Annotated in this window: 25 protein-coding genes; 21 read left to right on the forward strand and 4 right to left on the reverse strand. The window is 71.6% G+C overall.

The window, feature by feature from the left end; all coding sequences use genetic code 11:
- The 11 genes from ACIRF8_RS25130 to ACIRF8_RS25180 all read left to right on the forward strand — a co-directional run bounded on the left by ACIRF8_RS25130 (nucleotide 1) and on the right by ACIRF8_RS25180 (nucleotide 5,650).
- Nucleotides 1–699, forward strand: coding sequence for a DUF2637 domain-containing protein (locus ACIRF8_RS25130; protein WP_404217902.1), 699 nt, complete (start codon nucleotides 1–3; stop codon nucleotides 697–699).
- Between the two features lie 14 nt (nucleotides 700–713).
- A complete protein-coding gene (locus tag ACIRF8_RS25135; RefSeq protein WP_404217905.1) occupies nucleotides 714–902 on the forward strand; it encodes a mobile element transfer protein in 189 nt (62 codons plus the stop codon).
- 8 nt (nucleotides 903–910) lie between these two features.
- Nucleotides 911–1,066 carry a hypothetical protein gene (locus tag ACIRF8_RS25140; protein ID WP_404217908.1) on the forward strand — a complete coding sequence of 52 codons (156 nt, stop codon included), beginning with the start codon at nucleotides 911–913 and terminating at the stop codon, nucleotides 1,064–1,066.
- Nucleotides 1,067–1,090: 24 nt separating this feature from the next.
- A complete protein-coding gene (locus tag ACIRF8_RS25145; RefSeq protein ID WP_404217911.1) occupies nucleotides 1,091–1,414 on the forward strand; it encodes a SpdD-like protein in 324 nt (107 codons plus the stop codon).
- 1 nt (nucleotide 1,415) lies between these two features.
- The gene (locus tag ACIRF8_RS25150) at nucleotides 1,416–1,652 is read left to right on the forward strand and encodes a hypothetical protein (protein WP_404217914.1); all 237 of its coding nucleotides are present in this window, start codon (nucleotides 1,416–1,418) and stop codon (nucleotides 1,650–1,652) included.
- Between the two features lie 94 nt (nucleotides 1,653–1,746).
- The gene (locus tag ACIRF8_RS25155) at nucleotides 1,747–1,932 is read left to right on the forward strand and encodes a hypothetical protein (protein WP_404217917.1); all 186 of its coding nucleotides are present in this window, start codon (nucleotides 1,747–1,749) and stop codon (nucleotides 1,930–1,932) included.
- Nucleotides 1,933–1,937: 5 nt separating this feature from the next.
- Nucleotides 1,938–2,183 carry a hypothetical protein gene (locus tag ACIRF8_RS25160; RefSeq protein ID WP_404217920.1) on the forward strand — a complete coding sequence of 82 codons (246 nt, stop codon included), beginning with the start codon at nucleotides 1,938–1,940 and terminating at the stop codon, nucleotides 2,181–2,183.
- Nucleotides 2,180–2,875, forward strand: coding sequence for a DNA methylase (locus ACIRF8_RS25165; protein ID WP_404217922.1), 696 nt, complete (start codon nucleotides 2,180–2,182; stop codon nucleotides 2,873–2,875). Before ACIRF8_RS25160 ends, ACIRF8_RS25165 begins: the two co-directional genes overlap by 4 nt.
- A complete protein-coding gene (repSA, locus tag ACIRF8_RS25170; RefSeq protein WP_404217924.1) occupies nucleotides 2,872–4,269 on the forward strand; it encodes a replication initiator protein RepSA in 1,398 nt (465 codons plus the stop codon). Before ACIRF8_RS25165 ends, repSA begins: the two co-directional genes overlap by 4 nt.
- Nucleotides 4,270–4,271: 2 nt before the next feature.
- On the forward strand, nucleotides 4,272–4,472 hold the full coding sequence (locus ACIRF8_RS25175) for an excisionase family DNA-binding protein (RefSeq protein WP_404217927.1): 201 nt from the start codon (nucleotides 4,272–4,274) through the stop codon (nucleotides 4,470–4,472).
- On the forward strand, nucleotides 4,472–5,650 hold the full coding sequence (locus ACIRF8_RS25180) for a tyrosine-type recombinase/integrase (RefSeq protein ID WP_404217930.1): 1,179 nt from the start codon (nucleotides 4,472–4,474) through the stop codon (nucleotides 5,648–5,650). Before ACIRF8_RS25175 ends, ACIRF8_RS25180 begins: the two co-directional genes overlap by 1 nt.
- Nucleotides 5,651–5,827: 177 nt before the next feature.
- Here the strand turns inward: ACIRF8_RS25180 and ACIRF8_RS25185 are convergent, their stop codons facing one another.
- Nucleotides 5,828–6,256: a phospholipase gene (locus tag ACIRF8_RS25185; protein WP_404218200.1), complete on the reverse strand. Its 429-nt coding sequence runs from the start codon at nucleotides 6,254–6,256 to the stop codon at nucleotides 5,828–5,830.
- Between the two features lie 200 nt (nucleotides 6,257–6,456).
- On the opposite strand from ACIRF8_RS25185, the gene ACIRF8_RS25190 reads away from it, so the two are divergent.
- Nucleotides 6,457–7,131: a histone deacetylase gene (locus ACIRF8_RS25190; RefSeq protein WP_404217932.1), complete on the forward strand. Its 675-nt coding sequence runs from the start codon at nucleotides 6,457–6,459 to the stop codon at nucleotides 7,129–7,131.
- 8 nt (nucleotides 7,132–7,139) lie between these two features.
- On the opposite strand, the gene ACIRF8_RS25195 is transcribed toward ACIRF8_RS25190, so the two are convergent.
- Complete coding sequence (locus ACIRF8_RS25195) at nucleotides 7,140–8,033, reverse strand: bifunctional DNA primase/polymerase (RefSeq protein ID WP_404217934.1); 894 nt, start codon at nucleotides 8,031–8,033, stop codon at nucleotides 7,140–7,142.
- Nucleotides 8,034–8,397: 364 nt separating this feature from the next.
- On the opposite strand from ACIRF8_RS25195, the gene ACIRF8_RS25200 reads away from it, so the two are divergent.
- The 9 genes from ACIRF8_RS25200 to ACIRF8_RS25240 all read left to right on the forward strand — a co-directional run bounded on the left by ACIRF8_RS25200 (nucleotide 8,398) and on the right by ACIRF8_RS25240 (nucleotide 17,220).
- The gene (locus ACIRF8_RS25200; protein ID WP_404217937.1) at nucleotides 8,398–8,709 is read left to right on the forward strand and encodes a hypothetical protein; all 312 of its coding nucleotides are present in this window, start codon (nucleotides 8,398–8,400) and stop codon (nucleotides 8,707–8,709) included.
- Between the two features lie 186 nt (nucleotides 8,710–8,895).
- Nucleotides 8,896–10,092: an acyl-CoA dehydrogenase family protein gene (locus tag ACIRF8_RS25205; protein ID WP_404217939.1), complete on the forward strand. Its 1,197-nt coding sequence runs from the start codon at nucleotides 8,896–8,898 to the stop codon at nucleotides 10,090–10,092.
- 5 nt (nucleotides 10,093–10,097) lie between these two features.
- On the forward strand, nucleotides 10,098–11,063 hold the full coding sequence (locus ACIRF8_RS25210) for a bifunctional MaoC family dehydratase N-terminal/OB-fold nucleic acid binding domain-containing protein (RefSeq protein ID WP_404218202.1): 966 nt from the start codon (nucleotides 10,098–10,100) through the stop codon (nucleotides 11,061–11,063).
- 1 nt (nucleotide 11,064) lies between these two features.
- Nucleotides 11,065–12,204 (forward strand): acyl-CoA dehydrogenase family protein, encoded by a 1,140-nt coding sequence (locus tag ACIRF8_RS25215; protein ID WP_404217942.1) that lies wholly within the window; start codon nucleotides 11,065–11,067, stop codon nucleotides 12,202–12,204.
- A gap of 17 nt (nucleotides 12,205–12,221) precedes the next feature.
- Nucleotides 12,222–12,659 carry a MaoC family dehydratase gene (locus tag ACIRF8_RS25220; protein ID WP_404218204.1) on the forward strand — a complete coding sequence of 146 codons (438 nt, stop codon included), beginning with the start codon at nucleotides 12,222–12,224 and terminating at the stop codon, nucleotides 12,657–12,659.
- On the forward strand, nucleotides 12,656–13,822 hold the full coding sequence (locus ACIRF8_RS25225) for a lipid-transfer protein (RefSeq protein ID WP_404217944.1): 1,167 nt from the start codon (nucleotides 12,656–12,658) through the stop codon (nucleotides 13,820–13,822). Before ACIRF8_RS25220 ends, ACIRF8_RS25225 begins: the two co-directional genes overlap by 4 nt.
- Before the next feature lie 67 nt (nucleotides 13,823–13,889).
- Nucleotides 13,890–14,711, forward strand: a complete 822-nt coding sequence (locus ACIRF8_RS25230) for a DUF1906 domain-containing protein (RefSeq protein ID WP_404217947.1) — start codon at nucleotides 13,890–13,892, stop codon at nucleotides 14,709–14,711.
- 138 nt (nucleotides 14,712–14,849) lie between these two features.
- Nucleotides 14,850–15,440, forward strand: coding sequence for a SigE family RNA polymerase sigma factor (locus tag ACIRF8_RS25235; protein WP_404217949.1), 591 nt, complete (start codon nucleotides 14,850–14,852; stop codon nucleotides 15,438–15,440).
- A gap of 121 nt (nucleotides 15,441–15,561) precedes the next feature.
- Entirely contained in the window at nucleotides 15,562–17,220 is a 1,659-nt protein-coding gene (locus ACIRF8_RS25240) for a long-chain fatty acid--CoA ligase (RefSeq protein ID WP_404217951.1), read from the forward strand.
- Nucleotides 17,221–17,299: 79 nt separating this feature from the next.
- On the opposite strand, the gene ACIRF8_RS25245 is transcribed toward ACIRF8_RS25240, so the two are convergent.
- The gene (locus ACIRF8_RS25245; protein WP_404217953.1) at nucleotides 17,300–21,394 is read right to left on the reverse strand and encodes a PAS domain-containing protein; all 4,095 of its coding nucleotides are present in this window, start codon (nucleotides 21,392–21,394) and stop codon (nucleotides 17,300–17,302) included.
- Between the two features lie 195 nt (nucleotides 21,395–21,589).
- Complete coding sequence (locus ACIRF8_RS25250) at nucleotides 21,590–22,168, reverse strand: SSI family serine proteinase inhibitor (RefSeq protein ID WP_404217955.1); 579 nt, start codon at nucleotides 22,166–22,168, stop codon at nucleotides 21,590–21,592.
- Nucleotides 22,169–22,227 lie beyond the last annotated feature (59 nt).

The following is a 22,227-nucleotide window of genomic DNA, read 5'->3' on the forward strand; positions in this document are numbered from 1 at the left end:
ATGAACCGCTCGATCCGTCTGGACGCTGTACTCATCCAAGCTGTGATCGCTGGTGCCCTGTCCTTCTCCCACCTGCACGACCTGGCCGAGGCCGCCGGACAATCCGGCTGGCAGGCATGGGCCTACCCGATCAGCGTCGATCTGCTCCTGGTTGCGGCCTGGCGGCGTCTGCGCACCGCCCGCCGTGACCGCGCCGCCTGGACGTGGTTTGTGATCGCCCTGTTCGCCTCGCTCGGCGCCAACATCGCCACCGCCGGACTCCTCGACCTGCACGCCGTCCCGGCCTGGCTACGGATCGTCGTCGCCGGATGGCCCGCACTCGCTTTCCTCGGCGGCACGCTCCTCGTCCACACCCCCGCCGACACGGCCCCGCCCCCGGAGCCGACCGCACCGGAGTCCACCCAGGATGCGCCCGCGGTCGACCTGCACCGCACCGACGACACGGCGCCGGAACTCGACACGGCCCCGGAGGCTGGTGAACCGGCTCCGGAACTGCCCGCGGCCGAGCCGGCCCCAGATCCTGCACTGGCCCCGGTTCCGGTGAGCGTCCCGCCGGCCCTTTTGGACCACGCCCGAAAGCTCGCCGACCACCACCGCGCGACCACCGGTGCCCCGTTGCCTGTCGCCAGTCTGCGCGCCCAACTCGGGCTTCCCGCACCGGTTGTCGACTCCATCGCCGCCCATTTGCAACTTGCCTGAAAGGACGATCCGTCATGACCGCATACCGCCGCTTCCGCGACGTTCGCCAGTTCGGCCCCGTGCAGGTCGCCACCTTCTACGACGGCCACGGCCACGAACGCCACACGGCTGCCTGCACCGCCCCGCGCTGCGACTTCTCCGCGGAGTACAACAACCGCTCCGCCGCTGAACTCGCCGCCCGCACCCACCGCTGCCCGGCCTAGGAGACCTCGTGGACGTTCCGCTCTGGCTCGCCGTGATCGTCGTCGGGGTCCTGGGCATCAAGCTCACCCGCCCGCCGATCTGGCTCGTGGTCCTGCTCCTGCTCGGTGGCTACCTCATCGCCCAGAGCTTCCTCGGCCCCACCGTCGGCGCCCTCATCAACTGACTGATCCGAAAGGAGGTACCGCCCGTGTTCACACCGAAAATCCCGGTCAACGCTCAGCCCACCGGCCAGATCATCCCGCTGACCACCACCGCCGTGGACGGTCACGCACACGCCCCGGCCGCCTGCTCCTGCCAGCACACGGCCCCCGCCCCGGCCGCGACCAACCGGCCCACCGTCCAGCTCACCCCCGGCTCGCTGCTCCTGCTGGTCGGCGGCGGCACCGCGGTCGTGCTCGTCGTCGGCGCCGTGCTGGTTTCCATGCTCCTCGCCGTCGCGATCACCGCGGGTTCGCTCGCCATCGTCGCGCTCGTCGTCCGCTCGACTCTCAACCACGAAAGGAAGCACTGACATGGGACTTTTCAGCCGCAAGGAGACTTCCGAGCCGACCAACCCGGCCATGACCGAGATGGGCCGCGAGTTCGCCATCGCCCGGCGCCACGGTGACCGCAAGACCATGCGCCGCATCGGCCGCGAGTACAGCGACACCGCCCGCACCGACAACGACGCGGCCTCCTTCCAGCGCGGCCAGGACGCCTACGACGCGCTTCCCCCGGTGAACCCGCCCCGCCGCGGTCGCCGCCGCTGAACGGCCCCCGGAGCGGCCTCGGTCGCCAAACTTCCGCCGCTCCGGGCGCCTGCACCCCTTCCAGATCCAAAGGACCCGAAAGGGAAACCCCATCATGACCCAGCACACCCCTGCCCGCGCGCACATCTGCCCGGACTGCGACGGCTTCCCCACCGTCACGATCACCACCGGCCCGCGTAACCGCGACGGTTCCCGCCAGACCCTCACCGCCACCTGCCCCACCTGCAAGGGCACCGGTACCGCCCGTGCGACCACTGTTCTCGTCGGCGTGGGGCGGTAACCGTCATGGGTCTCCTGAACTGGAATTCCGGCCAGCACTTCGACCACGCCGGCGCTTGCGCCTGCACCCAGTGCGGCAAGCCGACCCCGCTGCGCGCGCACTCCGGTGAACCCGCCCACAAGGTGTGCGCGGAGGACTGGAATGAGCGCAACCCGAACGCCCCGCGCCACGAGCACGAGGGCCGTGATCTGGGGACCGGCCGCTTCCACTCCGACCCGCCGCGCAAGCGCCGCAAGAACGGTGCATCGTGACCGCCACGCTCCGGGTCTTGGACCTGTTCTCTTGCTCCGGTGGCGCCGGTTGGGGCTACAAGCTCGCCGGCTTCGACGTGGACGGCTGCGACATCGTCGAACGCCCCCGCTATCCGTTCCCGTACCACCGCGGCGACGCGCTCGCCTACCTCGCGCACCTGATCACCACGGGCGAGATCAAGCGCTATGCACTCGTGCACACCTCGCCGCCCTGCCAAGCCGGCTGCGCGCTCACCGTGGGCACGAACGCCTCGCAGGGCTGGGGCGGCACCCATGAAGACCTCGTGGCTCCCACCCGTGCACTCCTCGACGCGACCGGGCTGCCGTACGTCATCGAGCAGCCCAACGGACAGGCCGTGATCCGCAAGGACGTGTCCCTGTGCGGGGAGATGTTCGGGCTCGGCGTGATCCGACACCGCAACTTCGAGTTGGGCCGCTGGTCCACCGCGATGCCGACTCATCCCAAGCACCGCGGTTATGTCCGCGGCTGGCGCCACGGCGTCTACCGCGACGGCCCCTACGTGGCCGCGTACGGAGACGGTGGCGGCAAGGCCACGATCAGCGAAATGCAGACCGCCATGGGCATCACTTGGACCGACGTGCCCGAGGAACTGACCGAAGCCATCCCGCCCGCCTACACACGCTGGCTCGGCACCGCCTTCCGGACCGCCCGACAGGAGGTGCTGGTGTGAGCGACACCGCCACCATGGCGGGCCTGGACCCGACCACCCTCGCCGACGTGCTGAGGGTGGCCGGGTCACCGGGCTTCGACCGCATCCAGGACCAGATCCGCCGTACCGGCGGCTGCTCCGACCCGATCCACCTGACCGGCGGCACTGTCACCCGCGACCGCACCACCGGACAGGCCCTGTACTCCTACTCGACCACGGACGAACCGGACGGCCGGCTGAGGATCGCGTGCGGCAACCGCCGTGCCTCGCGCTGCCCGTCCTGCGCCTGGACCTACGCGGGCGATACCTACCACCTGATCCGCGCCGGACTCGTCGGCGACCCCGCCAAAGGCACCCCGCCCACGGTTCGCGACCACCCCCGCGTCTTCGCCACGCTCACCGCGCCGTCCTTCGGTCCGGTCCACAACCGGCCCGACAACCGGCCCTGCCGCTGCGGTACACGCCACCCCGAGAACGCGCCCGAGCTGGGCACCCCTCTCGACCCCGAGACGTACGACTATGCGGGCGCCGTGCTCTGGAACAACCACGCCTCCGAGCTGTGGCGCTACTTCACGATCTACCTGCGCCGCGAGATCGCCGCCCGCGCCGGCCTCACCCAGAAAGCCGCCCGTGAGCAGTCCAAGGTGTCTTTCGGCAAGGTCGCCGAATACCAAAAGCGCGGTGCCATCCACTTCCACGCTGTGATCCGCTTCGATGGGCCCGAAGGAGCCGACACCCCGCCCCCGCCTTGGGCCACCCTCACCCTGCTCACCGATGCGATCCACGCCGCGGCGGCCCGCGTTCGCGTCGACCTGAAAGCCGCCGGTGACTACCCGGCCCGCGCGCTGTGCTGGGGTGACCGCCTCGACGTGCGCCCGATCGAGGCGTTCGGCGACGGCTCGGAGATCACCGAACAGGCAGTTGCCTCCTATGTCGCCAAGTACGCGACCAAGGCTGCGGAGACCACCGGCACCGTGGACCGCCCGGTCGGCAACAAAGAGGCGCTTGTCCTCCTTGGTGTGCCCGACCATCCCCGGCGCCTGATTGAAGCGTGCCTGGACCTGCACCCGCTCTACCCGGACCGCAAGCTCCGCGACTGGGCTCACATGCTCGGCTTCCGCGGCCACTTCTCCAGCAAGTCCCGCCGCTACTCCACCACCCTCGGAGCGCTGCGACAGGTCCGCGCCGACTACCGCGCCGCCCAGCACCGCGCCGCCCTGGGCCTGCCCGATCCCGACGACGCGCCCGAGGGGACCACGCTCACGCTTGCCCACTGGGTCTACGCCGGACATGGCCACACCCCCGGCGAATCCTGGCTCGCCGCCAACGTCCGCCGCGACATAGAGCAAAACCGCGAAATCGCCCGCGAAGCGCGCATGGAATTTGAGGACCTCAACGATCAAGGGGAGCGGTGACGATGGATCGTCTACTGACTGTGCAGCAAGTCGCCGAAGCGCTCGGTACCGGAGTTCGCTTCCCGCGACGGCTCATCGAGGAACGGCGCATCACCTTCGTGAAGGTCGGCCGACACGTTCGAATCCCGGAATGGGCCCTGGCGTCCTTCATCACGGAGCACACCGTAGAGCCGGTTGCAGTGACCTACCGGAGGGCCGCGTAATGGCTGATAAGCGCAGGTCCCGCCGGAACTTCGGCCGTATCCGTAAGCTGCCCTCTGGCCGCTTCCAAGCTCGCTATCCGGGCCCTGACGGCGTGCTCCGCCCCGCGGACCGCACGTTCGCCACGACGACGGACGCCGGTCGGTGGCTCGACAAGAAGCGCATCGAGATCGAAGACGGGCGGTGGCTCGACCCTGCTGAAGGGCAGACGACCGTACGCGACTGGTCCGCGCGCTGGCTCGCCGCGGTCTCCCCGCAGCTCAAGCACAAGACTCAAGCCACATATCGGTCTCTGATCAACTCCCTGATTAATCCGGCACTCGGTGACCGGGAGCTGTCGAGCCTGCGGCCCATCACGGTTACGGAATGGGTCGGCTCGATGCGGACTAAGGGGCTCAGCGCCTCCCGCATCCGGCAGGCATACCGAGTGTTCTCACAGATCATGCAGTCTGCCGTCGACAACGACATGATCCCAATGACGCCGTGCCGGGGCGTGAGGCTCCCACGGATGCCCCAGACCGAGCCGCACATCCTGACCCCGCTTGAAGCGTCCAGGGTGGTGCGGAGCGCAGCCAAGCCCCATGACCTGCTGATCGCGCTCCTTGCGTACGCGGGCCTGCGTGTCGGTGAGGCGTTCGCCCTCCGCCGAGTCGATATCGACGTGGCCGGCGGCTTCGTCCTTGTGGATGAGAACCTCGCTGAAGCGAACGGCAAGTTGGTCTTCGACACCCCGAAGTCTCACCAGAAGCGGCTCCTCCGCGTCGGTCCGGCCCTCGTGAAGAAGATCGGAAAGTACCTGGAGACCCTTCCCGGCGGGGATGACGCGCTCCTGTTCACCACGCCCGCGGGCAAGCCCTTGCGGTACAACCAGTGGCGCAAGGCGTACTTCGACCCGGCCGTGAAGGCTGCCGGGCTGACGGACGTGACCCCGCATGATCTCCGCGCTTCACACGGAACATGGGTCGCCGACAAGTACGGTGTGATGACCGCTGCGCATCGGCTCGGGCACTCGAACGCGAGCGTCACGACTCGGCACTACGCCCGTCCGGTCGCCGGTCGTGATGATCAGGTGGCCGAAGCGTCGGACTCCTGGCTGAGCGGGCACGATCATGAGCTGGGGGCACGTAGCGGGCACGACGACGATGACGACGGGTCCTCCGGGGCTCTCGTACCGGTCTGACCTGCTGCGGAGCGCCCATCGCCCGTGATCGGCGAGAGATCTTGAAAACCGTCGTGGCGCGAGTCACCGTGGGTTCAAATCCCACACCCACCGCGTATGTCGAAGGCCCCTGACCAGGTACACCGGTCAGGGGCCTTCTGCCAGGTTCCGCAGATGGTCGGGCGGCGGTGGCGGTGGTCAGCCGAGGGCCTTGACCGCCTGGTAGTACGTCCATGCCAGCGAGTTGCACGCGGCCTTCTGTACGGAGCCGAGGGGGGCGCAGACGCGCTTCAGGTCCTCGTAGAAGGCGCTGTCGATGCGGGACTTGTTGGCGTCGAAGGTGCCTATCGCCTTGTAGTTGCGGTAGCCGAAGTCGTGGCGGGCGCAGGAGAGGTCGAACTTGAAGCCCAGCGGGTTGTCGGGCGAGCTCGAGCAGAGGTCGGTGCTCCAGTTGAAGCCGTAGGCCGCCCAGGCGCCCTGGTTGTTGCGGGCGGCGATGAAGCTGTTGTAGCTGGAGGCGCTGGTCTGCGTCCAGGACGCGAGCACCTGCGGCTTGTCGGCCGGGGCCGCGGTGGCGGGGGAGCTGAACACCGTGGCGGCGAGCAGGGCGGTGGCCGATACGCCGATGCCTCTGGCGACCTGACGGTTCACGGGGTACCTCCGGGGTCGATGGGGCTCCTGTTGCGGTCTCGGGAGCCGCACCAGTCTCAGAGGCGGTCGCGGAGCAAGCCCGGAGCACGACTTGAGTGGGCGGTGGTCGGGGAGCGGCCATACTCGTGCACGTCTCGCACCGGCTGAATGAGCACTGTCCACAGGAGCGCGCGCGGTTGCCCACCCCCCGTCCCCGGTCCATCGACCCCGCCTTGCCGTGCGGCCACTCCCCCGAGCGGGTCTGGTACACGTCGTACGGCTCGAACATGCAGCTCGACCGGCTCGCCGCGTATCTGCGGGGTGGCCGACCGGAGGGTGCGCGGCGGGAATATCCCGGTTGCCGTGACACCGCCATGCCGGCACGGTCGCTCCCTGTCGCACTGCCTGGGCGGTTGTACTTCGCGACGGAGTCTCCCGTCTGGGGTGGGGGCCGCGCGTTCTACGACCCCGGGGTGGCGGGGCACGTACTGGCCAGGGCGCACCTGGTGACGCCTCAGCAGTTCGCGGACATCGCCGCCCAGGAGATGTACCGGGAGCCGGGCACTGATCTCGACCTTGCCGAGGTCCTGGCGGCGGGCCGGTCCGTTCTGGGAAGCGGGCGCTACGAGACGCTCGTGTGCGCGGGGCAGGTCGACGGGCTGCCGGTGCTGACGTTCACGGCTCCTTGGGGGCTGGACGACGTTCCTTGGGTGGCGCCGTCCGCCGCCTACGTCAGGGTTCTGGTGTCCGGGCTGCTCGCGACAGGGGCGTGGACGATGTCGGAGATCGCCGCCTACCTGGCCGCCTGTCCCGGTGCGGAGGGGCATTGGTCGCGGGCGCGCGTGACCGGCCTCCTGCGCGAGGGGGACTGAGGGGGCGGCTACGGCTCCGAGGTCAGGCGGGCCGCCGAGGTGACGGCGGAGCGGGCCTCCCGTTCGGTGAGGCCGGTGTGGATCGCCGCGTCGACCAGGGCGTCGGTGAGGGCGGGACCGAGATGGTTCTCGTAGGCGCGGCAGGCGGCCCAGAAGAGGCGGGTGTTGCGCTGCCCTTCCTGTGCGTCGAGGACGAACTGGACCAGGCCCGCACCGTGTTGCCCCGCGCGCGTGGGTTCGGCATTGCGGGCGCGCGGTGGGGGCGTGAGCAGCCGCAGGAGCGCCGGGGGGCAGGGCGCGGGAGACAGATGGGCTGTGCCGGGCACGGTGGCGTAGACACCGTGTTCGGTGCGGGAGCCGGGGCCCACCAGATAGCCCCCCGCGCCGCGGATGTCGATGCCGGGTGCGAGGCGGCCCGCGGAGTTGGGCACCACGACGTGCGGCGGTCCGGAGAGCCACAGGTGCCGGCCGCCGCTCGGCGTGGCCACGACCACCGTTTCGGGGATGGTGAACAGGTGGCGCAGGGCCAGCTCACGCAGGGCCGCGGAGGAGTTCGTACCGGTCTTGGTGTCGAGATCGATGCCGATGAGGTGGTGGGGCGGGAGGCCGCAGGCGATCCCGTACCCGGTCGCCCTGGGCGCGGCGGCGAACAGGGCGCGGACGCGGCGCGGATCGGTCGTCGCGTCGTACACGCCATGGCCGGGCAGTCCGCACTCGCCGTGGCAGCGCGGGGTCGATGGCGGGTCGACGCGGTGCGGTGAGGGCAGCGCCGGGAGTTTGGTGCGGGTGATCGGGATGACGGCGAGCCCGCGCGCGGCGGCGGAGAGGGCGTGGGCGAGGGCCCGGTCGGCAGGTGAGGTGGTCGGCACGGAGGGCGGCGGGTTCCGGTCGGTGGTGGCCATGACCTTATTTTCGTACAAGCGTTCGACAGAAGGAAGGGGTTAGGCCGTGTGGGATGCCGGTTCGCCGAGATTGTGCCGAAACGCTTCAGCGCCTGGGGGGACTGGGACGTGATCGCCCGGGGATGCCGGTTTCGGCTGAGCTGAGGGCCTATGGGCAGCAAGAAGGTTTATCGACAAGTCATCACGCTTGCGAGCGAATAGCGGCTTCCGCTCTGGTTCGCCGGGGATTCGATGGGCAACTCTGATCTCGCGACGTCGTGAACATCGCTGAGGCGGTCGGCCAACTGCCTCGGGGAAACCTGTACTTGCCGGGTGCCGGACAACCGTCCGTACCCCCGGTGCACTGCCTTCTGGAGGAAATGACATGGCTTCCATCCGTACCGCCCGCGTTGTCGCCGCCGTCGCCGCTCTGCCGCTCGCGGCAGCCCTGTTCTCCGGGGTGGCCATCGCGGACAACGGCTCCTTCGCGGACAACGGATCGAACGCGGGGGTGGCGACGGTCAATGGCAGCGGGGTCGGGCACAACAACAGCGGCAACTCGTCCACCACGCAGCAGCAGGCGGTCGGCAACGGCGCCTCGAACCAGAACAACACCGCCCAGGTGAACGGATCGGCGTTCACGGCGATCCACCAGACCAACGAGAACGTCGTGGTGAACTTCGACGAACTCTGGTGACCTCGCGGTCTCTGCTCGACAGGGACCCTCCTCGGGGTGTGTCACGGTCTGCGCGGCGGTGCTTCGGCACCGCCGCGCAGGCGTTTTACGCGGGGTCCGGGCGGCGCGGCGGATCTCTTGACACCCCACGACATCTGACGGACAGTCAGAAAACTTGACCGTACGAGGTCCGGGAGGGCCGCCGCCGTGCACCTCGCCCCCACCGAGCGCCAGCGCGAGTTGCGCGCCCGACTGCGCGCGCACTTCCGTACGTTGATGCCGCAGGGCCCGCCCGACGCCGACGACCCTGCCGCACAACGCCGGGTGCTGCGACGCATGGGGGCGGAGGGATTGCTGGGGCTCGGCTGGCCTGTCGCCCACGGCGGGCAGGGCCGGGGCCCCGACGAGCAGTTCGTGTTCTTCGACGAGGCCTACCGCGCGGGTGCGCCGGTCTCCATGGTCACGCTCAACACGGTCGGCCCCACGCTGATGCGGTACGGCACCGAGGAGCAGAAGGCATTTTTCCTGCCCCGGATCCTCAGTGGCGACCTGGTCTTCGCGATCGGCTACAGCGAGCCGTCGGCCGGAACGGACCTCGCGTCGCTGCGGACGCGTGCCGTGCGGGACGACGCCACCGGCGACTGGCTGATCGAAGGACAGAAGATCTACACGTCGAACGCGCAGAACGCCGACTGGATCTGGCTCGCCTGCCGCACCGATCCCGAGGCCCCCAAGCACCGGGGCATCTCGATCATCCTCGTGCCGACCGACGCGCCGGGCTTCTCATGGACCCCGATCGAGACGGTCGGCGGCCTGACCACGACGGCCACGTACTACGACTCGATCCGCGTCCCCGGATCGAACCTGGTCGGCGAGGAGAACGGCGGCTGGGAGCTGATCACCAACCAGCTCAACCACGAACGGATGGCGCTCGCGGCGATCGGGATGCAGGCCGAGGACTTCTACCACCAGGCCCTCGCCGCCGCCCGCACACCCGATCCGGTGACGGGCGAGCGAAGGGTTGACGCGCCGTGGATTCGTTCCCAGGTGGCCGAGGCGCATGCGCGGCTGGCGGCAACGCGCCTGCTCAACTGGCGTTTGGTCGGGTCCGTGGGGGCGGGCCGGCCGGCCCCTGGAGAGGCCAGTGGCGTGAAGTTCGCGGGAACGGAATCGGCGGTCGAGACGTACCAGATGTGTCAGCAGATCGTGGGCGAGACGGGGTGGCTACGGAGGGGATCACCCGGCGCGTCAGGCGCGGGCGACGGTGAACGCGCCTGCGGGGACGGGGAGTTGGAGCGGATGAACAGGGCCGCGCAGATCAACACGTTCGGGGGCGGGGTGAGCGAGGTGCAGCGGGAGATCGTGGCCACGATGCGGCTCGGGATGAAGCGGGGCCGGCGGTGAGCGCGGTGGCGGGCGCGGGCCGGGGGGCGTTGGCGTACGAGGAGCTGAAGGGGTTCGAGGGGCGTGCCGCGGCCACGGCGGGCGAGGGCCGGGACCCGGTCAACGCGCCGATGATCCGGCACTGGTGCGAGGCCCTGGGCGACACCAATCCGGCGTACGAGGGGCCGGACGCCATGGCGCCGCCGACCATGCTCCAGGCGTGGACGATGGCGGGCCTGTCCGGGCACGCGGGGCGCTCGGGGGCGTACGACGACCTGCTCGCGCTGCTGGACGGCGCCGGATACACCTCGGTGGTGGCCACCGACTGCGAGCAGGAGTATCTGCGTCCACTGCGGCCCGGGGACGTGATCACTTTCGACGCGGTGATCGAGGCGGTGTCGCCGCTGAAGACGACGAAGCTGGGGACGGGGCACTTCGTCACCACACGGATGGACGTCCGGGCGGATGGCCGGCTCGCCGGTACACACCGGTTCCGGATCCTGAAGTACGCGCCGCGGGCGCCAGGTTCGGGGCCGGCCGCGCCCGCCGGGGCTGCGGGTGACCGGGCAGCGGGCGAGATGCGGGACCTTCGGCCCCGGCCCGTCGTGAACCGGGACAACGCCGGGTTCTGGGCGGGCGTCAAGGACCACCGGCTCCTCATCCAGCGCTGCCGCGACTGCGCCACCCTGCGCTTCCCCTGGCTGCCGGGGTGCAACGCGTGCGGAGGACAGGAGTGGGACACCGTGCGGGCGAGCGGCGAGGGCACGGTCTTCAGCTACGTCGTCATGCACCACCCGCCCTTCCCGGCCTTCGACCCGCCCTACGCGGTGGGACTGATCGAACTCGCGGAGGGCGTGCGCATGGTCAGCAACGTCATCGGGGTGCCGTACGACAAGGTGCGCATCGGGATGCCGGTCAGGCTCACCTTCCTGCGCGCGGACGACGACCTGGAGCTGCCGGTCTTCCGGGCTGTCGAAGACGGTGAGGCGTGACATGGACTTCACCCCCACCCCCGAACAGGCGGCGGCCCAGGAGCTGGCCGCGCGGATCTTCGGTGACCTCTCCGTACCGGAGCGGCTCGCGGCCCTCGGCGCGGCCACGGACAGCGCGCTGTGGAAGGCGCTGGCGGACGCCGGACTGGTCGGCGCCGTGGCGGAGACCGGGCTGCTCGGGCTCGTGCTGATGCTGGAGGAGCAGGGCAGGGTGACGGCCCAGGTCCCGTTCGCGGCGAGCTGCGTCTACGGGCTGCTCGCGCTGGGCACGCACGGCAGCGCCGAGCAGCGGGAGCGGCTGCTGCCGGCTCTGCGGGACGGATCGGCGGTGGCGACCGGGGCCTTTCCCGCGCACACGGGGCTCGTGGTGAGCGAGGCCGCCGTGCCCGGGCGGGCCCGGCTGACCGGATCCGTGCCGTGGGTGCCGTGGCTGCGCGAGGCGACCCACGTCCTGGTGGCGGTGCGGGACGGGCCCGGGGCGGTTGCCCACAGCCTGTGGATGGCGCGGGCGCGGGACGCGCTCTGCGAGCCGGTCGAACTCACGGCGCCCTGGTCGGCCGGGCGGCTCGTCCTCGACGGGGCCCCGGCGGAGCGAGTCGGCGGCCCGCAGGCGTACGAGGAGGTGCGGGCGGCGGCGCGGACCGCGTTCGCCGGGCTCCAGGCCGGTGTGTGCGCCGGGTCCCTGGCCAGAGCGGTGGAGCACACGAACGAGCGGGAGCAGTTCGGCCGCCCCCTCGCCGCGAGGCAAGGGGTGCAGCTCCGTGCGGCCGACGCCCATATGGACATCGAGGCCATCCGGGTCACCGCGTACGAGGCGGCCTGGCGGCGCGACGAGGGACTCGCGTACCGCAGTCATGCGCTGACCGCTGCCTGGTGGGCGTCCGAAGCGGGCAGACGCGTCGTGCACACGGGGCAGCATCTGCACGGCGGGGCGGGCGCCGATCTCGGCCACCCCGTGCACCGGCACTTCTTGTGGGGTCGGCAGCTCGACGGATACCTCGGCGGGGGCCGTCAGGTCCTGGCGGAGCTGGGGGATGTGCTGGTGGAGGAGGCGGACGCCGCTGCCGTCGAGGGCGTAGAGGCAGACCGGGACCCGGAGGTGGCCGAGCGTGTCGGGTGGGCGAAAGGAGAGCCCGTATGAACGGGGGTGTGGTGCCGATGGAGGCGGGCGCGGAGCTGCCGCCGCTCACGATCCCGGTGACCCGGACCCTGATCGTCGCCGGGGCGATCGCCTCCCGCGACTACCAGGACGTGCACCACGACGCGGAGCTGGCCCGGCAGAAGGGCTCCCCCGACATCTTCATGAACATCCTCACGACGAACGGGCTGGTGGGCCGCTACATCACCGACCACTTCGGCCCGACGGCCCGGCTCAGGAAGGTCGCGATACGGCTCGGCGCGCCCAACCACCCGGGGGACACCATGGTGCTGACAGGGACGGTGACCGAGGTCGTGGGCGAGGACGGCGGTGACACGGCCCAGGTGAGGGTCGTCGGGAAGAACGGCATCGGCAGCCATGTCACCGGCACGGTGACCGTCACCGTGCCGCGGCCGGTACCGCGGACGGCGTCGGGCGGCGAGGGGAGTCCGTCGTGAGCGTGCGCGGCCGGGACCGGCTGGGCGGCAAGGCGGCGATCGTCGGCATCGGCGCCACCGAGTTCTCCAAGGACTCCGGCCGCAGCGAGTTGAAGCTCGCGGTGGAGGCGGTGCACGCGGCGCTCGACGACGCGGGCCTGTCCCCCGCCGACGTCGACGGACTGGTCACCTTCACCATGGACACCAGCCCGGAGATCACCGTGGCGCAGGCCACCGGGATGGGGGAGCTCTCGTTCTTCTCGCGGGTGCACTACGGAGGTGGCGCGGCCTGTGCCACGGTGCAGCAGGCGGCCTTGGCGGTGGTGAGCGGCGTGGCCGAGGTCGTGGTCTGCTACCGGGCGTTCAACGAGCGGTCGGGCAGACGGTTCGGTGCGGGGGTGCGGCACCGGGAGCCCTCGGCGGAGGGCGCGGCGCTCGGCTGGAGTCTGCCGTTCGGGCTGCTCACCCCGGCGTCCTGGGTGGCGATGGCGGCGCAGCGGTACCTGCACACGTACGGGCTGAGCCCCGAGGTGTTCGGCCAGGTCGCGGTGGTGGACCGCGGATACGCGGCGACCAACCCGGCCGCGTACTTCCACGGCAGACCGATCACTCTCGCCGACCACGAGGCGTCCCGCTGGATCGTCGAACCGTTGCGGCTGCTCGACTGCTGTCAGGAGACGGACGGCGGGCAGGCGATCGTCGTCACCAGCGTCGAGCGGGCCCGCGATCTGCCGCGTCCGCCCGTGGTGATCGCCGCCGCGGCCCAGGGCGCGGGCCGCGCGCAGGAACAGATGACCAGTTTCTACCGGGGCGATCTGACGGGTCTGCCCGAGATGAGCGTGGTCGCCGGGCAGTTGTGGCGGACGGCCGGGATCGGGCCCGGGGAGGTGGACGTCGGGATCCTCTACGACCACTTCACGCCGTTCGTGCTGATGCAACTGGAGGAGTTCGGGTTCTGCGCGCCCGGCGAGGCGGCCGGGTTCGTCGCCGAGGAGGTGTTGCCGATCAACACCCATGGCGGGCAACTGGGGGAGGCGTACCTGCACGGGATGAACGGCATCGCGGAGGGGGTGCGGCAACTGCGGGGTACCGCGGTGAACCAGATACCGGACGCGGCCACGGCTCTGGTCACCGCGGGCACCGGGGTCCCCACATCGGGTCTGATTCTGCGGTCGGACGGCTGAACCCGGCGCGTCTTCCCGGCCCGCGCGCGCGATCGGCCCCTTCACTCGGTTCATGCATCGGCAAAAAATGATCATTGGACTGGTGGTGCTCATCGCGCTCGCTCTGGGAAGCGGTGCCCTGCCGGCGGCGGCGACGGAGAGACCGGCGGACTCCGCACCCTGGGGGCCCCAGGTGCGTACCTTCCAAGGCTGGGCGTTCGACGCCTGCAGGACACCGTCCCAGGACACCATGGGGCGCTGGCGGACATCGAGATACCAGGCCGTGGGCGTCTACTTCGGCGGCCGGGGCCGCGCCTGCGCGCACCAGCCCGCGCTGAACCGGACGTGGACGCGGACGGTGGACCGCATGGGATGGGGGGTGCTGCCGGTCTACGTCGGGTCGCAGTCGCCCTGTGTCGGGGCGCAGCACAAGAAGGACGTGCCGATCGGGCGGGACCCGTGGGGGCAGGGGACGTCGGAGGCCCGGGACGCGGTCCGTCGCGCCGGGGCGCTCGCCATCGTCCCGGGCAGCCCCCTCTATCTGGACATGGAGGCGTACAACTACCGGAAGCGGGCGTGCGCGCAGACGACGCTGTCGTTCGTGCGGGCATGGAACAGGGAGGTGCGGCGCCACGGCTATCTCCCCGGCTTCTACAGCAGCGCCGACTCGGGGGTGCGGCACATGGAGTCCGCCCGCCGGGCCGGGGTGCGGGACCTGCCGGCGGTGATGTGGTTCGCCCGCTGGCACACCGAGCCCGACCTGTACCGCGAGCCCGCGCTCCCGAAGGCCGCGTGGCACCCGCAGCGCCGGATCCACCAGTACGCGGGGAACGTGAAGGAGCGGCACGGTGGCCGCACCCTGCTGGTCGACCGGAACCTGATGCACGCCCCGGTGGCGCGGATCGGCTGAACCCGAACCCGCAGGGGCCCTCATCCCCTCCTCCACCTTCAGGAGGTGGGGTTACCACCCCTCGTACAACCTGAGGCGGAGGTCGCTTCGGGACCTCCGGCCGATCCGCGGCAGGAAGGGCGCTCATAGCGTGGAGCCATGACCGCAACCCTGGCGCCTGTCTGCACCAGCGCATCGAAGCAGGCGACGCGCACCTCCACGGGGACGCGCCCCGCGCACCCCGCGTCCTCGGCGTACCCGTCCTTCGCGTCGTACGTCCGGGCGCGCCAGCCCGTGCTGTTGCGCACCGCCAGGTCGCTGACCGCGAACCCGTGCGACGCCGAGGACCTGTTGCAGACGGCGCTCACGAAGACGTATGTCGCGTGGGACCGGATCGAGGACCACCGGGCGCTCGACGGCTATGTGCGCAGGGCCCTGCTGAACACCCGGACCTCGCAGTGGCGCAAGCGCAAGGTCGACGAGTTCGTCTGCGACGAGCTGCCGGAACCGACGACACCGGTGGCCGGGGACCCGGCCGAGCAGCAGGCGCTGCACGACGCGATGTGGCGCGCCATCACGAAGCTGCCCGCCCGGCAGCGGGCGATGGTCGTCCTGCGGTACTACGAGGACCTGAGCGAGGCCCAGACGGCCGAGGTGCTCGGGGTCTCCGTCGGCACGGTCAAGAGCGCGGTGTCGCGGGCGCTCGGCAAGCTCCGCGAGGACCCCGAACTGGTGCCCACCCGCAGTTGAGCGAGGTCGTCGGCAGCACCGCGCGCTGATCGATCATTCCCGGGACTAGTGACATACCGAGTGGTATGCGGTGAGAATCGGCGGAACCCTACTGCTCCGTAGCGCCCACCGGGAGGACGCCGTGCTGAGCACGATGCAGGACGTACCGCTGACTGTGACCCGCCTCCTGAATCACGGGGTGCGGGTCCACGGCACCTCGCTGATCACCACCTGGACCGGGGAGAGCGAGCCGCACCGCCGTACGTTCGCCGAGGCGGGCGCCCGCGCCGCCCAGCTCGCGCACGCGCTCAAGGACGACCTGGGCGTCCGTGACGACGACCGTGTCGCCACGCTCATGTGGAACAACGCGGAGCACGTCGAGGCCTATTTCGCCGTCCCCGCCATGGGCGCCGTGCTGCACACCCTCAACCTCCGCCTCCCCGCCGAGCAACTGACGTGGATCGTCAACCACGCGGCCGACCGCGTGATCATCGTCAACGGCTCCCTGCTGCCGCTGCTCGCGCCGCTGCTGCCCGCCCTGCCCACGGTCGAACATCTCGTCGTCTCCGGTCCCGGCGACCGCTCGGTGCTCGAAGGCTCCCGTGCCACGGTCCACGACTACGAGACGCTCATCGCCGGGAAGCCGGTCGCGTACGACTGGCCGGAGCTGGACGAACGCCGGGCCGCGGCCATGTGCTACACGTCCGGAACCACCGGGGACCCCAAGGGCGTCGTCTACTCGCACCGTTCGATCTACCTGCACTCCATGCAGGTGAACATGGCCCAGTCCATGGGCCTGACCGACTCCGACACCTCGCTGGTCGTGGTCCCGCAGTTCCATGTGAACGCGTGGGGGCTGCCGCACGCCACCTTCATGACCGGCGTGAACATGCTGATGCCGGACCGGTTCCTCCAGCCCGCGCCGCTCGCCGAGATGATCGAGGCCGAGCGCCCCACGCACGCCGCGGCCGTCCCCACCATCTGGCAGGGCCTGCTCGCCGAGCTGACCGCCAAGCCGCGCGACGTCTCCACGCTCACCCAGGTCACCATCGGCGGCTCGGCCTGCCCGCCCTCCCTCATGAAGGCCTTCGACGACCTCGGCATGCGCGTCTGTCACGCCTGGGGCATGACCGAGACGTCACCGCTCGGCACAGTCTCGCGCCCACCGGCCGGTGTCGAACCGGGCAGCGACGAGGAGTTCGCGTACCGGCTGACCCAGGGGCGTTTCCCGGCGGGCGTCGAGGCACGCCTGAGCGGCCCCGGCGGCGAGCACCTGCCCTGGGACGGCACCTCCGCGGGCGAACTGGAGGTCCGGGGGAACTGGATCGCGGGCGCGTACTACGGGGGCGCCGACGGGGAGGGCGCACTGCTGCGACCCGCCGACAAGTTCAGCGAGGACGGCTGGCTCAAGACCGGTGACGTCGGCACCATCAGCCCCGACGGCTACCTCACCCTCACCGACCGCGCCAAGGACGTCATCAAGTCCGGCGGGGAGTGGATCTCCAGCGTCGACCTGGAGAACGCACTGATGTCGCACCCCGAAGTCGCCGAGGCCGCCGTCGTGGCCGTCCCCGACGACAAGTGGGGCGAGCGGCCACTTGCCACCGTCGTACTGAAGGAAGGAGCGAGCGCCGACTTCGAGACGCTGCGCGCGTTCCTCGCCGGGAAGGTCGCCAAGTGGCAACTGCCGGAGCGCTGGACCATCATCCCCGCGGTCCCGAAGACCAGCGTCGGCAAGTTCGACAAGAAGGTGCTGCGCAAGCAGTACGCGGCTGGAGAGCTGACCGTCACCAAGCTGTGAGGAGCGGCCGATACGCGCCGTTCGGCGGCGGCTGTTTCACGTGAAACACGGGCGGCCCTCAACGGGCCGCCCGTAGGTGTCAGTTGGTACCGATCTTCGCCAACAGATCCACGATCCGGCTCTGCACCTCGGTGCTCGTCGACCGCTCCGCGAGGAACAGCACCGTCTCCCCCGCCGCGAGCCGCGGCAGGTCGGCGCCCTCGACGGCGGCCGTGTAGACGACGAGGGGCGTGCGGTTCAACTGCCCGTTCGCCCGCAGCCAGTCGATGATGCCCGCGCGCCGACGACGTACCTGGAGGAGATCCATGACCACCAGGTTCGGCCGCATCTGCGACGCCAGCGTCACCGCGTCCGCGTCGCTCGCGGCCCGCGCGACCTGCATCCCGCGCCGCTCCAGCGTGGCGGTCAGCGCGAGCGCGATCTCCTCGTGCTCCTCGATGAGCAGCACCCGCGGCGGGTGCTGCTCGCTGTCGCGCGGCGCCAGCGCCTTCAACAGCACGGCGGGATCGGCCCCGTACGCCGCCTCGCGCGTCGCCTGCCCGAGACCCGCGGTCACCAGGACCGGCACCTCGGCCGCGACAGCGGCCTGCCGCAGCGACTGGAGCGCCGTGCGCGTGATCGGCCCGGTCAGCGGGTCCACGAACAGCGCGGCCGGGAACGCCGCGATCTGCGCGTCGACCTCCTCGCGCGAGTGCACGGTCACCGGACGGTAGCCGCGGTCGCTCAGCGCCTGCTGGGTCGACACGTCCGGGGCGGGCCACACGAGAAGCCGACGCGGGTTGTCGAGCGGCTCAGGGGGAAGCTCGTCGTCCATGGGCCGCGGCTGAGGCCGGTTGGCGATCTCGACCGCGCCCCCCGGACCGTCCAGCGGCTCGGGACCCTCATCGGCGTCGTGGGCGGGCGCGCCGATCGCATAGGACCGACCCCGCCCTTCCGAGGAGTTCGCGGAGTGCGACGCGTTCGGCGACAGCAGAGGCGACTGAGACTGAGGATGCGGCCGGGCCGCCGTCCCCCGCGCCGGAGTCGCCGGAGTCGCCGGAGGCGGTGACATGGGCGGAGGCGTCGGCGTCGTCCCTCGGGCCGGGGCCTGCGGCATCCCGCCGGGTGGGGTCTGCGCCGTCCCCTGGGCCGGTGTCTGCGATCCGGCGGCGTCCGACTGCTCCTGCCGGGTGCCCAGCCTGCGCCGCCGTCCCGAACCGCCGCCCTGCGTCTGCCCCTCCTGCGGCACGCCCTGCGCAGGCGTGGTCCCAGGACGGGCGGCGGAAGGCTGGGCCGGTGCGGGAACCTGCGGACGCCGCTGCTGGTCGGTGGCCTGCCGCCCGAACGGGACACCCTGACCCAGGGTGCGCACGCTGAAGGCGCGGCCCTGCGTCGAGTTCGTGTCACCGGTCGGCTGCTGCGGCGCCTCGGCGGGCAACGGCTGAGCGACACGCGGCTGCGGCGCGTTCTCCGGCGGCAAGGGGGCCGGGGCGGGCGTGCCCTGCGGGGGCGTGCTCTGCGCCGGGTGCGGCTGCGGCGGTGTGTGGTCCTCCGCCGGATCCCCCACGGCGGCTTCGTGCTGCTGGGCCGCCTCCGGCAGCGGCGAGGTCTGCGCCCCACCGGCCCGCACCGCGCCGCCCGCGACCGTGCCCTGCGACACGTCGCCGGGGACGCCCTGCGGCACGCTCGCGCCCGGTGCGCCTTGCGTCCCTTCTTCACCCTGCACGCCTGCTACGTCAGCGGGTGCGGGCCCGTGCTGGACCGGCCGGGCCGCCTCGGGCAGCACCGGCTCGGGAACGCGGTCGGCCTGCGCGGGCGGCAGCGCGAACGCCTCACGGGGCGCCGCCTCCTCCGTGGCCGGGGGTGCCTGCGCGGCACCGAGCGCGCGCCGCGCCCGACGCCCCGAGGGCTGACCGGCACCGGCACCGGCCCATTCCAGCTCACCGTGGCCCGAACCGCTCCTGCCGCTCTCCTGCGCGGGCCCGGACGGCAGCGCGGGCAGCGCCGCCTGCTCCGAGTCGCCCGAGCGCCTGGCCCGCCGCCCTGTCGGCGCGGGCACGCCCTGCGGCGGCACCGTCTGACCCAGCGCCGGGGAGCCCGCCGCGTGTTCGGCCGCGGTCATGACGGAACCCTCGGCGGCACCGGTCTGCGCCTGCGCGGCCCGTGCCCGGCGCCGTCCGGTACCCCCGGCAGAACCCTCGGGACCGTCCGCCACCGGCTCGGGCAGCTCCGGCTGCGGCTCGGGCCGCGCGGCGACTCCCGGTTCCTCGGGGGCACGTCGCCCGCGTCGTCGGCCCGTACCACCGGAAGGCTGCTCGTCGGCCGGCAGCCCACTGTCCAGGAAGGAGTCGACGGAGGGCCCGGACGGACGCCTGGCCCTGCGCCGACCACCGGCCGCGGTGGCCTGCTCGGGAAGGTTCGGAACGGCCTCGGCGACCGGTTCGTCCACCGGCTCGGCGGGCGCCGCGACGACCCCGGCACCGCTTCCGATCGGCACTTCCAGCACATAGGCGCTGCCGCCCATGCCGGGCATCTCGTGTGTTTGCAGCACGCCGCCGTGGGCGCGCACGATGCCCTGCACGATCGGCTCGTGCACCGGGTCGCCGCCCGCGTAGGGGCCGCGGACCTCGATGCGTACGCTCTCGCCGCGCTGCGCGGCGGCCACGACGACGGTCGAGTCGACGTAAGCGGCACCGGCGGGCACGCGCGCGTTGCCCGTGGCGTCGATCCCGGCGACATCGGCGATCAGATGCGCGAGCGCGGTGGCGAGCCGCCCGGCGTCGACCTCGGCCTCGATCGGCGGCGCGTGCACGGCGAACTGGACGCGGCCGGGCCCGATCAGCTCCACGGCACCGTCCACACCGGCGGCGACGACGGCGTCCAGCATGACCGGCGTACGGACGAGCTGTTCGCCGCCCGCGTCGAGGAGCTGGTAGGCGAGGACGTTGTCGACGAGGGTGGTGATCCGCGAGTAGCCCGCGGAGAGGTGGTGCAGGACCTGGTTCGCCTCGGGCCACAGTTGCCCGGCGTCGTCCGCGGCGAGCTGCCCCAGCTCGCGCCGCAGCTCGTCGAGCGGACCGCGCAGCGACTGGCCGAGGACGGCGAGGAGCTGCGTGTGGCGTGCCGCCAGCTCCTCGAAGCGGTCCTTCTCGCGCTCGGCGAACGCGGCGCCCCGCTCCCGCTCGGCGGACAGCTCCTCGGCGTGCTTCTCGCGGGTGGCGGCGAGCTCCGCCTCCAGCTCCTCGCGGGTCGCCGCGAGTTCGCCGGTCAGCTCCTCGCGTACGCGCTCCAGCTCGGCGGTGTGCTCCTCGCGCTCCCGCTCCGCCGCCTCGTCGCGCCGGGCCAGCTCCTCGGCGTGCTCGGTGACCAGTTGGTCGTAGGGGCGCCGGTCGGTGAAGGTCATGACGGCGCCGACCAGTTGGTCGCCGTCGCGCACGGGTGCCGTCGTCATGTCGACGGGCACCTTCTCGCCCTTCTTGTTCCACAGGACCTGACCCCGCACCCGGTGCTTGCGCCCGGAGCGCAGGGTGTCGGCGAGCGGCGACTCGGCGTACGGGAAGGGCTCGCCGTCGGGCCGCGAGTGCAGGACGAGCGGGTGCAGCTCCTGCCCGCCGAGGTCGCTGGCGCGGAAGCCGAGGATCTGCGCGGCGGCCGGGTTGACGAGCACGATCCGGCCGTCGGTGTCGGTGCCGACGACCCCCTCGGCGGCGGCCCGCAGGATCATCTCGGTCTGCCGCTGGGACCGGGCCAGTTCGGCCTCGGTGTCGAGCGTGCCCGACAGATCGCGGACGACGAGCATCAACAGCTCGGACCCGCTGTAGGAACCACCGCCCGCACCGTACGGGTCCACGGCGTCCCGAGCGCCGTCGGCGACGTTCGCGCTGGTGACCTCGACGGGGAACTCGCTGCCGTCGGTCCGCCTCGCGATCATCCGCGTCGGCTTGGTACGCCCGCGTTCGTCGGTCGCCGTGTCGGGCCTGCGCATGGACCCGGGGATCAGCCGGGAGTCGAACTCCGGCAGCAGATCGAGGAGTCCGCGCCCCACCAGGGCCGTGCCCGGCGTCTCGAAGGTTTCGAGAGCGATGGAGTTGGCGTTGACGACCGTCCCGTTGGTGTTGACCAGCACCAATGCATCGGGGAGCGCATCGAGTATGGCTGCGAGGCGAGCAGCGCCTCGGGATGGCCTGCTGCTCACGACGACGCTTCCTCCCTGATTCACCGCGACTTGCCGACCGTGCGGGCCATCTTGCCTCGCGGCCCGCAGCGTGTCACTGGAGGGAGTCTACGGGCAGTGGTTGCGCTCGCGGCGCCGGATGAGAGGGAGCCCACGTAGAGGATGTGCGGACCCGGTGCGCGCGCCGTCACGGCGATGTGACCGTCGGACCCACGGTCACGAGGCCGTCGCGGGCAGCACGGGGACGAGCCGCCGCCAGCGGGAGATCTCGCAGCCGTCGGTCAGCTTGTAGGAGGCGTCGACGGCCTTCCCGTGCCAGGTCCCGGTGATGTGCGCGGTGGCGTCCCCGCCGTACTGCATCGTGCAGTACGCCCCCTTGGGCACCGGCGCGAACGGGTCCTGCCCGCTGCCCGCCAGCTCGTCGAGCCGGGCGCAGGCGGCCTCCGGATCGGCGTGGGTGCCGCCGGCGGGCCCGCACTCCAGCTCGTACGTGCCGTCGCCGCGGGTCCCCGAGTCGGAGACGGAGACGGTCAGGTGGTCACGACGGAGATCGCCGAGGCCACCGAGGCCGCCGAGGTCACCGAGGTCACCGAGGCCGGGAGCGTCGAGGGAGCCGAACGGGGGCGGCGGCATCCGGGTCGGCCCGGTGTCCGCCTGCGCGGCGGCGGGCACGGCGGCCAGCGCGGCGGCCGACGCGAGGGCGGTGACCAGCAGGCGGGAGACCGGCCGCGCGGAGGGACGGGAGGAGGGAGTGACGGAGGGAGTGACGGAGGGACGGGAGGAGAAACGTCGCATCAACATGCCCTGCCTAACGCGCGGACCGACCTGGCGTTGCGCCCCGCGTCGGGGCTTTG

Source organism: Streptomyces sp. NPDC102406, from assembly GCF_044765725.1.
Taxonomy (GTDB): domain Bacteria; phylum Actinomycetota; class Actinomycetes; order Streptomycetales; family Streptomycetaceae; genus Streptomyces.

Coding starts and splice junctions, on each gene's coding strand:
- ACIRF8_RS25130 (WP_404217902.1), top strand. CDS start 1: ATGAACCGCTCGATCCGTCTGGACGCTGTACTCATCCAAGCTGTGATC.
- ACIRF8_RS25135 (WP_404217905.1), top strand. CDS start 714: ATGACCGCATACCGCCGCTTCCGCGACGTTCGCCAGTTCGGCCCCGTG.
- ACIRF8_RS25150 (WP_404217914.1), top strand. CDS start 1,416: ATGGGACTTTTCAGCCGCAAGGAGACTTCCGAGCCGACCAACCCGGCC.
- ACIRF8_RS25155 (WP_404217917.1), top strand. CDS start 1,747: ATGACCCAGCACACCCCTGCCCGCGCGCACATCTGCCCGGACTGCGAC.
- ACIRF8_RS25160 (WP_404217920.1), top strand. CDS start 1,938: ATGGGTCTCCTGAACTGGAATTCCGGCCAGCACTTCGACCACGCCGGC.
- ACIRF8_RS25175 (WP_404217927.1), top strand. CDS start 4,272: ATGGATCGTCTACTGACTGTGCAGCAAGTCGCCGAAGCGCTCGGTACC.
- ACIRF8_RS25180 (WP_404217930.1), top strand. CDS start 4,472: ATGGCTGATAAGCGCAGGTCCCGCCGGAACTTCGGCCGTATCCGTAAG.
- ACIRF8_RS25195 (WP_404217934.1), bottom strand. CDS start 8,033: ATGGCCACCACCGACCGGAACCCGCCGCCCTCCGTGCCGACCACCTCA.
- ACIRF8_RS25200 (WP_404217937.1), top strand. CDS start 8,398: ATGGCTTCCATCCGTACCGCCCGCGTTGTCGCCGCCGTCGCCGCTCTG.
- ACIRF8_RS25215 (WP_404217942.1), top strand. CDS start 11,065: ATGGACTTCACCCCCACCCCCGAACAGGCGGCGGCCCAGGAGCTGGCC.
- ACIRF8_RS25220 (WP_404218204.1), top strand. CDS start 12,222: ATGGAGGCGGGCGCGGAGCTGCCGCCGCTCACGATCCCGGTGACCCGG.
- ACIRF8_RS25230 (WP_404217947.1), top strand. CDS start 13,890: ATGATCATTGGACTGGTGGTGCTCATCGCGCTCGCTCTGGGAAGCGGT.
- ACIRF8_RS25235 (WP_404217949.1), top strand. CDS start 14,850: ATGACCGCAACCCTGGCGCCTGTCTGCACCAGCGCATCGAAGCAGGCG.
- ACIRF8_RS25250 (WP_404217955.1), bottom strand. CDS start 22,168: ATGCGACGTTTCTCCTCCCGTCCCTCCGTCACTCCCTCCGTCACTCCC.